Consider the following 9,143-nt stretch of genomic DNA (forward strand, 5'->3'; position numbering starts at 1 on the left):
AACTATATGGAAAAGCAACAGTAATAAAAGTAATTTATTGATTATAAATAATAAAATAAAAAAGATGATTTTTTAACCATTATTTCACAATTGCAATTGCGAAGCCATCATGACCTTTTGAGCCGACTGTTTGTAAGGCTGTACAAGACAATATTTGTGGGTGATTTTCGAGCGCTTTAAACATTTCACGGATGCCTTCAATACTCGGTTTTTTATTATCTGGATTTAAAATATCACCTGCGCGAATGACATTATCCAGCACGATAATCGTACCCGATCTAGAGAATTTCAGGCTCAATTCTAAATATTCAGGATAACCCTGTTTATCTGCATCAATAAAAATAAAATCAAAAGGCTCGATGGATTGAGGATCAATTTCAGACAGAATATCAGCGGCGCGGCCAGCTCTAAGATCGACTTTTACTGGAAGGTCAGCATGATCGATATTTTTTTGAGCCATTTCTGCATGAGTAGCACGGCCTTCAATTGTGAGTAAATAACCATCTTCAGGCAAAGCACGACCCAACCAGATGGTACTGTATGCAGCAAAGGTACCAATTTCTAAGACTCGTTTGCATTTATTCATTTGAATAAGCATTTGCAAGAACATACCTTGGTTAGGCGCCACTGCAAGATGATTTGAAAAGCCGTGTTCATCGGTATTCTTTAATGCATATTCGAGTCGCGGGTCTTCAGGAATTAAATGTGAATCGATATATTGGTCAATGTCTGTCCACATCTGCTGCATAATCAAATTTACCTATATGTTGATCGGGCTATTTTAAACGTTTATGCATAGAGTGCAAAAATCTTCGTTTCAAGAAATTTTGGTTGATTGAGAAATGAACAATAAAAAAACTCCTTTCAGTTGAAAGGAGTTTTTTGAATTAGAAATTACACATCGAACTGTTTCGGGTGAGGTCTGGTCCCCAAGTACGATAGCCTTGAGTATCAATATGAATTTGTCCAGAGCTATATAATCCAATACCCATATTTAAGCTTTGGCCATGCTGAGCCCAGAATTGACAAAGTTTAAATTTGGTATTTTCAATAAATGCATAATCTTGAGCTTGTGGGAACTCAGGGCCAATACGGAAATCGATTGCCGAGTTAAATAAATGTTTAGATGAGCTTGCGCCACCAGCACATTCATTTAAAGGTAAGTCACGGTAAACCGAGGTTACTTCAAAGTCAGTTAGAACTTTTGCTGCAACTAAATATTTAAATACGCGTAGGGTTGATAAAGAGTTGCCCCAAAGTTCGCGATTAGGCACGGCATATTCTGAGCGGCCACATTTTTGCCAATCACGTGCTGAGCGTAATAACTCAAAACTTGGCACAATGCCTGCGACGTTGTTTCGGGTTAAGAAGTTTTCGTATTCACGAACACGTTGGTAATTTTCACCAGAACTTAACCAGCCTCGATAAGACGCAGGCTCAACTTTAGGGGGGATCGGGCGCTCGATAATAACGCGCTCTTGTGGAATAAAGATTCGTTTACCACTTGGAGAGGTTTTGCCTGTTGTTGTGTGTTGGGGAGAGCTGACACAACCTACCATAACCGCTGGGATTATGCATAAGGGCACCAGACTCTGCAAAAACTTCCGCATAAGAAAAATTAAGCACTTATAAATATTGCGGCTATTTTAATGCAAAACAGTGCACAAATTACGAGGAATTTGCAATGAAATGTTTGAATAGGGTATAAAAAAGATCAGCGGTTGCTGATCTTTTTTTGAAATTACTTTTCAAGATATTGTAATTTATCAGGTTTGCCATTCCATTCTTCACGGTCAGCTGGTTGATCACCAATTTGCGTAATGTTAGGCCATTTTTGAGAAAGATCAGCATTTAATTCAATAAACACTTCTTGACCTTCTGGTAACTCATCTTCAGAGAAAATTGCATTTGCCGGGCACTCTGGTTCACATAATGCACAGTCAATACATTCATCCGGATTAATCACTAGGAAATTCGGACCTTCGTAGAAACAGTCAACAGGACAAACTTCTACGCAATCTTGGTATTTACATTTAATACAATTTTCAGTGACAACAAAGGTCATGGCGACAGCTACCTAAAAAATATGGTTTCATTTCGAATAGCTTATTTTAGGCAAAAAAGGGGTAAACAAACAATTGCTTTTATTGATATTCTTTATTCATGCATATGAAGATAAGTTAATACGTTGATAATCAAACAGATCTTTCAGCCTTGTGAACTACTTGTCTATAAAATTAAAATAATAATATATTTTATAAAACAATAACTTAAAAATTATTTTATTTAATTGTTTAGATGTCATTTAAGTCAAGACATCTATTTTAATAAATACCTTAACTTTTCATTTTTTCTTTTACAAATTTTGATTTTCAGCTTTTTTAGCTAAAAATCTTCAAATATTTAGAGCTAAACCTTACACAGTAAATGAATATCTTCAGGTTCGAGCTGCCAAAGTTGTTGATCTGGAGCACTTAAAGGTTGTGCACCATGCTTCATATAGAAGTCTACAGTGCGCCGACTTGGGGTTGCTGAAATATATAGTTGGTGCGCACCGAGTTGCTTGGCGGACTCTTTTGCGGCTTGCATAAGCTTAGCACCAATGCCTTGACCTTGTAGGTCTGCATCGACATAGAAATAGTGGAGTAATTTAGCGTAAGGGTAGTCCGCTATAAGTTGATTTGAGACTACGCTTACACCAACCAGTTTTTCAGAAGCATCAAATGCGCCGACAAATATTGAACCTTGTTCAAAGAGCTGTTTCAGTTTAGGTGGGTCATTTTCTAGATGATATGAGTCCCAATGTTGTACATTAAAAAAACAATCAACTAAGTCTAGATGTTGCTGTTTTTGTATGTAGTTTTGAGTAATTAATTCACGGCGGCTAATCTGCTGCCAAATAAGATCGATTTCTGAATATTGCAAAGATCTTAAGATCATATAAATATTATTCTCCGAGATGAATAAGCAGACCTAAGCCTGCTTATTCGGATGTGATTTATTAAGATTTGAGTGCAGCTTTCAGCTCATAGAGTTGTTCAAGCGCCTGACGAGGCGATAAGTTATCGACTTCAATTTGCTTAAGTAAATCTAGAGCAGGGGATGAAACTTCGATCTCGACAACTTTTTCTATGATTTGTGAACCAGAGTTTGCATCTGGTGGAGCAAACAAATCATTTTGAAAACTGGTTTGTAGATGTTGCTGCTGCTGTTTTTCCAAAATGCGTAAACGCTTTTGTGCTTCTTTAATAACATTGGCAGGAATGCCCGCTAATTTTGCGACTTGTAAACCATGACTTTGACTTGCAGGGCCTTGTTGAACTTTATGCAATAAAATCAGATTGCCATTAAGTTCTTGCGCCGTAACATGATAGTTATCAATTCCTGCTTCACTACCAAGTTCAGTCAACTCGAAATAATGAGTGGCAAATAAACATAAACATTTTACGCGCTTTGTTAAGTCAACTACGCAAGCCCATGCTAAAGATAAACCGTCATAGGTACTGGTTCCACGGCCAACCTCATCCATTAAAACAAGTGACTGATTGGTGGCGTGGTGCAGAATTTGTGAAGTTTCTGTCATCTCAACCATAAAGGTCGATTTGCCTGTAGATAAATCGTCGGCTGAACCAATACGAGTGAAAATTCGGTCAATTGGACCAAGCTTGGCTGCTTTAGCTGGAACGTAGCTACCGCAATAAGCAAGCAAACTAATTAATGCTGTTTGACGCATGAAGGTTGATTTACCGCCCATGTTTGGACCAGTAATAATTGCCATACGGTGCTGAGCATCAAGGAAAGTATCATTTGGGGTAAATGGTGCTTTATTTAATGCTTCAACCACAGGGTGACGACCCGCCTGAATTTTAATGCCCGTTTCGGGAGTAAATTCAGGACGTGCCCAATTGTTTAAACGTGCTTGATGAGCAAAGTTTGCCACCACATCAATTTGAGCAATTGCCGAACTCATCATTTGTAGGTGAGCAATATTTTCACGAAGGTTTTCAAGCAAAGCTTCGAATAATGCTTTTTCACGTGCTAATGCGCGCGACTCACTCGACAGAACTTTATCTTCAAAACTTTTTAGCTCTGGCGTAATGTAGCGCTCAGCATTCTTTAAAGTCTGGCGACGAATGTAGTCAGCAGGGGCTTGCTCTGCTTGAGCACGAGTGAGTTCAATATAGTAACCACTTACACGGTTATAGCCGATCTTAAGGGTGTTAATGCCAGTACGTTCGCGCTCTTTAATTTCTAAATCAATAAGGAATTGACCAGCATGATCACGAATTTGGCGTAATTCATCGAGATCAGCATCATATCCTTCTGCAATTACATTGCCATCACGAAGTAATACAGGAGGGTTTTCAACAATAGCTGCCATCAAATGCTGATGAAGCGCTTTAAAATCTCCAAGTTCTTGATCAAGTTGAACTAATAACTTAGATTTTTTCGCATGAATAACTGGAGTTAACGCCGTTCTTAAAGCTGGAATTTGTGCACATGCATGACGAAGTTGCACCAAATCACGTGGTCGCGCACTACCTAGTGCAACGCGGCTAAGCACACGTTCAATATCGCCAATTTCTTTAAGCACTAAACGAACAGGACTTTCATGGTAGCCTTGAATGAGTTGCTCAATCGCATCTAAACGAGCATCGAGCAAGGCTGTATCACGAACAGGTTGCATGAGTGTACGGCTTAATAAACGACCACCCATTGCAGTTTGGCAGTCATTTACCAGTTGGAATAATGAGGTGCCATGTTCAAATAGCGGTTCGATAATTTCTAGGTTACGGCGCGTGATTGGGTCGAGCGCGATAAAGTCTGTACTTTGCTCAAGCTGAATTGAACGGATATGTGGTAATGCAGTTTTTTGTGTTTCTTTTGCATAGTGAATGAGTGCAGCAGCAGCAGCTTTAGCTAAAGGTAATGGGTCTAAACCAAAACCTGAAAGCGTTGATACCGTAAATTGGTCACATAAAGTTTTTTGTGCGTTATTTAGATTGAAGTCTACATTTGGACGTTTGGTAACAGGGCATTCTAAGTGTTTTTTAATTTGCTCGATAATATTTGTGTCGACCAGGTCTTCATCAATCAAGATTTCACTTGGCATTAAACGTGCAAGCTCAATAGGCAATTGTTCGGGCTTGTAATCTTGTTGTTGAACTTTAAAAATGCCTGCACTTAAGTCGAGTAACGCGAAACCAATCTGGTTTTGATGAATGCATAATGAAACGAGATTAGACGATTGATAACTGCTGAGTAATGCATCATCAGTTAAAGTACCAGGGGTCAGAATACGAACAACTTTACGATCAACCGGACCTTTACCTGTTACTTCTCCCACTTGTTCGCAAATAGCTACAGTTCGCCCAGCTTTGACAAGACGTGCAAGATAACCTTCTGCTGAATGATAGGGAACGCCTGCCATTGGAATTGGGTTGCCGTTTGCTTTACCACGATGGGTTAAGGTAATACCTAAAAGTTTAGCTGCTAAATGGGAGTCTTCAAAGAAAAGTTCATAAAAGTCACCCATACGATAAAACAGCAACGCATGTTGATAGTCTTTTTTAACCTTGAGATATTGCTGCATCATTGGAGTGTGAGTGGAGAGATCGGCCATGATTTCAGCGCTATTCATGCGTAATAAACCCTTAAAAAATCAATAATATTTTACGTTTGGTCATCTAACCAATTCTAACAACTTCTGTATGAATTGGACTTAATCAAAGAAAAAAGTATACCTTTTAGTGTACCTTTTTTATGTCAAAATTGAGTCAACAGTGTGTGAGAGCTTAACTTAATTTCTCAAGCTTGCCATCTTAACAAATTGCGACTGATTGGCAAAAAGGATTCCTAAAATGAGCGAGGAAATAAACAGCAAAAAAAAAGTGACCTTATCAGCTCGGACTATCACTCAATTTCTGCTGCATGAAATCAATGAGCGCTCTTGTTTTAGCGGGTAAGTAACGACGATTTGAATAAAGTGCGAACAATTGCAATGGGGCTGCCGATTGTTCAAACTTAATTTCGATTAAACGTCCATCGCTAATGTATGGATGGCAGGCTTGTTTCGATAGAATTGCGAAACCGACACCCGATACTGCCGCTTGTCCTGCCATCTCTCCACTGTTTACCCGATAATGTCCTTTAACCTTGATGGTCTCGAATTCCCCCTTTTTATTGACAAATTGCCAAGGAGCACCTTTGAGTGCACTTACCGTTGTAATACAGGGCAACTCTTCAAATTGCTGGATATGAGTCGGGGTGCCGTAACGCTGAATGAGGGATGGGGCTGCAACAATGGTGCAAGGGATAATTACCAGATGACGTGCGATGTAGTCACTGTTATCCATCTGACCACGGGTAATAATGATAGCTAAATCCAGATCATCTCGCAGAGATTCGAAACCTGACAAATTGGTAACACAGCTGATCTCAAGGTCTGGGTGCTGACAGGCAAAATCAGCAATAACAGAACTCAGCAATGCAGGACCTATTTCATTGGGAATACAGATTCGCAATGGGCCTTTGAGTTGCATTTGCCGCAATGTTAATTCTGTCTCAGTTTGCTCAAGCGCCTCCAGTAATGGCTTCGCGCGGGTGTAGAGTAGCTGCCCTGCCTGAGTGAGTCTCATATGTCGGGTGCTACGCTCAATGAGCTGAAGATCCAGTTTTTCTTCTAACTGAGAAATACAGCGACTAACGTTTGATGTCGGCATTTCAAGGATTTTCGATGCCCCAACAAAACTTTCTCTTTCAACCACCGCAATGAACACTTTCAGGGCATTAAAATCCAGAGCAGAACGCATCAATTATCCCATATTTGATAATAATAAGTGCCATTTCTACCATATAATAAACATTATTGATAGCAGCTAAGCTTGGATATCTTTCATCCATAGGTTGCTTGCTATGCTCCCAGTCATGCAGATATTTAATCATAAAGCTCTCATGCGGATAGCCCTTGTAATTGCTTTTGTCCAGTTCACCAATGCACTGGAATATATGGTGTTCAACCCTGTTTTTGTTTTTATGGCAACAGATTTCGCAGTGCCTGTATCATTCTCAGGCTATGTGTCCGGCATGTACACACTAGGTGCTGTTCTTTCGGGAATTATTGCTTTTTACTGGATTGATCATTTCAATAAAAAACATTTTTTAATCGCCAATATGGCGTTGTTGGGTCTACTAACACTTTTGACTACCTGCATATCCAGTTTTAGTCTTCTGCTTGCACTACGATTTTGTGCAGGGTTGGTTGGTGGTACGACAATGGGTGTGGGTATAAGTATATTAATAAACAACGCGCCGCCTAACTTACGCGGAAAAATGTTGGCGACGGTGATCGCGTCATTTTCGATAGTAAGTATTGTAGGAATGCCCACGATATTATTTTTGTGCACACATTATGGCTGGCATGTGGCTTTGTGGCTCATAAGTGCCTTGTGTGTATTGGCACTGCCATTGATTGTATCCATCATTCCCCAAGATCCAGTCTCTTTAGATACGTTTCCTAAGCAGCCTCTTGATATGGAAACTTTACTGTTCGCTTCCTGTAATGCGTTTGTTCAGTTTAGTCCTATGCTGGTTATTCCTATTTTGGCACCCTTAATGATACAGCAGTTGGGTGCTTCCCAAGATCTACTGCCTTGGCTCTTCTTTAGCGGGGGCGTGATAGGTTATCTGTCTACAAAAATCACAGGGGCGTTAACCTCCCGTTTTTCTGCTTTAATGCTGGCTACAGCTTCAACGATCGTCTTTATACTGAGTTTGCTGATACCAATTTTAGGCTATCCGCATGCGACGTTATTTATTAGTTTATTTCTCGGTGCATCTTACAGTCGTTTGGTGACATCTTCGGTGGTTTCGATTCAGTTTCCTGATGATAGACAACGAGCTGGATTTTCTTCATTACAGACCTCAATCATGTATCTGGTTACAACCAACGCATTTTTCCTGTCTGCTTTTTTATTGCCTGATCATGGCATGGCACCACAAAATGTAAACAAGTTACTGGTGATATGTGCAATTTCCGCAGCAGGGTTCCCAATTCTCATTATTATTCTGCAAAAGAAACTGGCTAAACGTTTTCTACCAACATAATTTTAAAGTTGTTATTTTCGATCCATTAAAAGGGTGGTGACTAAACAGATTTGGCATTTGTTTAATCACTAACTTTAAGACTACATTTTTGTGAAATTATTTCTATACATTCTGGGGCATGAGTTTTTGAGGGATAAAGGTTTATTTGCAGCAATAATTAGGCTAAGGGTGTTTTTGTACCATTATCAAGTTGGATTAAATGGTTAATCGAATGACTTTTATGGTGAACACTCGTTCTTGCTATTGAGAAAGAATCAAATTGATTTGACATATTCTTTCCATTTTATTGTATTGAGTACTTTGAAAATATAAATAAAGATAATGAAAATTTCAAAGTATAAAAATTATTTCTTGGATGATAAAAGTAAACTAATCTTAGAGAAATCTATTAACTAAAATTTTATAATTATCATTCACGAAATCGAAAAATGATAGATTTATTCCGTTACAAGATTTGATGTCTTTATATTAATTGTTGTAAAAAGAGATTATAAGTTAGTTGTAAATACAGATGGGATCATAGGGGTAAATATACAAGACTGAATGAAAAGGTAATTTTTTCTTCAAGATGATTAATGGTTGAATTTTATAACTAGAATAAGAAAAATTATTTAATTTAAATTCTTTAAAAATGAATTTTAGTTAACTGGATTGAACTGTGATTAAAATCAATTAATTTTAAAAAAAGTTGATGTTTTTGTGGTATTTTAAATGGTTACTATTTATAAATTTTAATTTTAGTTTTTCTTAAAATTTTTATGAAAAATATAAAAACAATTCTACTTGATAAAATATTATTGTTTAGTTTAATTTAATATATTTGCACATTTTTCATGATTTTGTTTTGTTTTTATAAAGATTAATTAAATTTAGATATCCGAGTGAAAGTTAATAAGGTGTTTTATTTTGTTTAAAGATCTGATTTTATTAACTTAAATAATTAAAAATAAATTGATCCTTATTAAAACAATCTTTACAATTCATATATAAACTTGTTTTAACAAAAATTCACAAATTAGTAACAATTGGGGTGAGGC

Annotated in this window: 7 protein-coding genes; 1 reads left to right on the forward strand and 6 read right to left on the reverse strand. The window is 37.8% G+C overall.

Features of this window, described 5'->3' with window-relative positions; all coding sequences use genetic code 11:
• Nucleotides 1–79 precede the first annotated feature (79 nt).
• The 6 genes from ODQ17_RS12505 to ODQ17_RS12530 all read right to left on the reverse strand — a co-directional run bounded on the left by ODQ17_RS12505 (nt 80) and on the right by ODQ17_RS12530 (nt 6,812).
• Nucleotides 80–748 (reverse strand): O-methyltransferase, encoded by a 669-nt coding sequence (locus ODQ17_RS12505; RefSeq protein ID WP_322903999.1) that lies wholly within the window; start codon nt 746–748, stop codon nt 80–82.
• 139 nt (nt 749–887) lie between these two features.
• Entirely contained in the window at nt 888–1,610 is a 723-nt protein-coding gene (locus ODQ17_RS12510; RefSeq protein WP_174746768.1) for a D-Ala-D-Ala carboxypeptidase family metallohydrolase, read from the reverse strand.
• A gap of 131 nt (nt 1,611–1,741) precedes the next feature.
• Nucleotides 1,742–2,065: a ferredoxin FdxA gene (gene fdxA / locus ODQ17_RS12515; RefSeq protein WP_003650851.1), complete on the reverse strand. Its 324-nt coding sequence runs from the start codon at nt 2,063–2,065 to the stop codon at nt 1,742–1,744.
• Between the two features lie 344 nt (nt 2,066–2,409).
• A complete protein-coding gene (locus ODQ17_RS12520; protein ID WP_322904001.1) occupies nt 2,410–2,940 on the reverse strand; it encodes a GNAT family N-acetyltransferase in 531 nt (176 codons plus the stop codon).
• Nucleotides 2,941–3,001: 61 nt separating this feature from the next.
• Complete coding sequence (gene mutS / locus ODQ17_RS12525; RefSeq protein ID WP_322904005.1) at nt 3,002–5,641, reverse strand: DNA mismatch repair protein MutS; 2,640 nt, start codon at nt 5,639–5,641, stop codon at nt 3,002–3,004.
• Between the two features lie 259 nt (nt 5,642–5,900).
• On the reverse strand, nt 5,901–6,812 hold the full coding sequence (locus ODQ17_RS12530) for a LysR family transcriptional regulator (protein ID WP_322904007.1): 912 nt from the start codon (nt 6,810–6,812) through the stop codon (nt 5,901–5,903).
• Between the two features lie 103 nt (nt 6,813–6,915).
• On the opposite strand from ODQ17_RS12530, the gene ODQ17_RS12535 reads away from it, so the two are divergent.
• Entirely contained in the window at nt 6,916–8,106 is a 1,191-nt protein-coding gene (locus ODQ17_RS12535) for an MFS transporter (RefSeq protein WP_322904009.1), read from the forward strand.
• Nucleotides 8,107–9,143: the final 1,037 nt, after the last annotated feature.

Source organism: Acinetobacter sp. IRS14, from assembly GCF_034650275.1.
Lineage (GTDB): Bacteria > Pseudomonadota > Gammaproteobacteria > Pseudomonadales > Moraxellaceae > Acinetobacter > Acinetobacter oleivorans.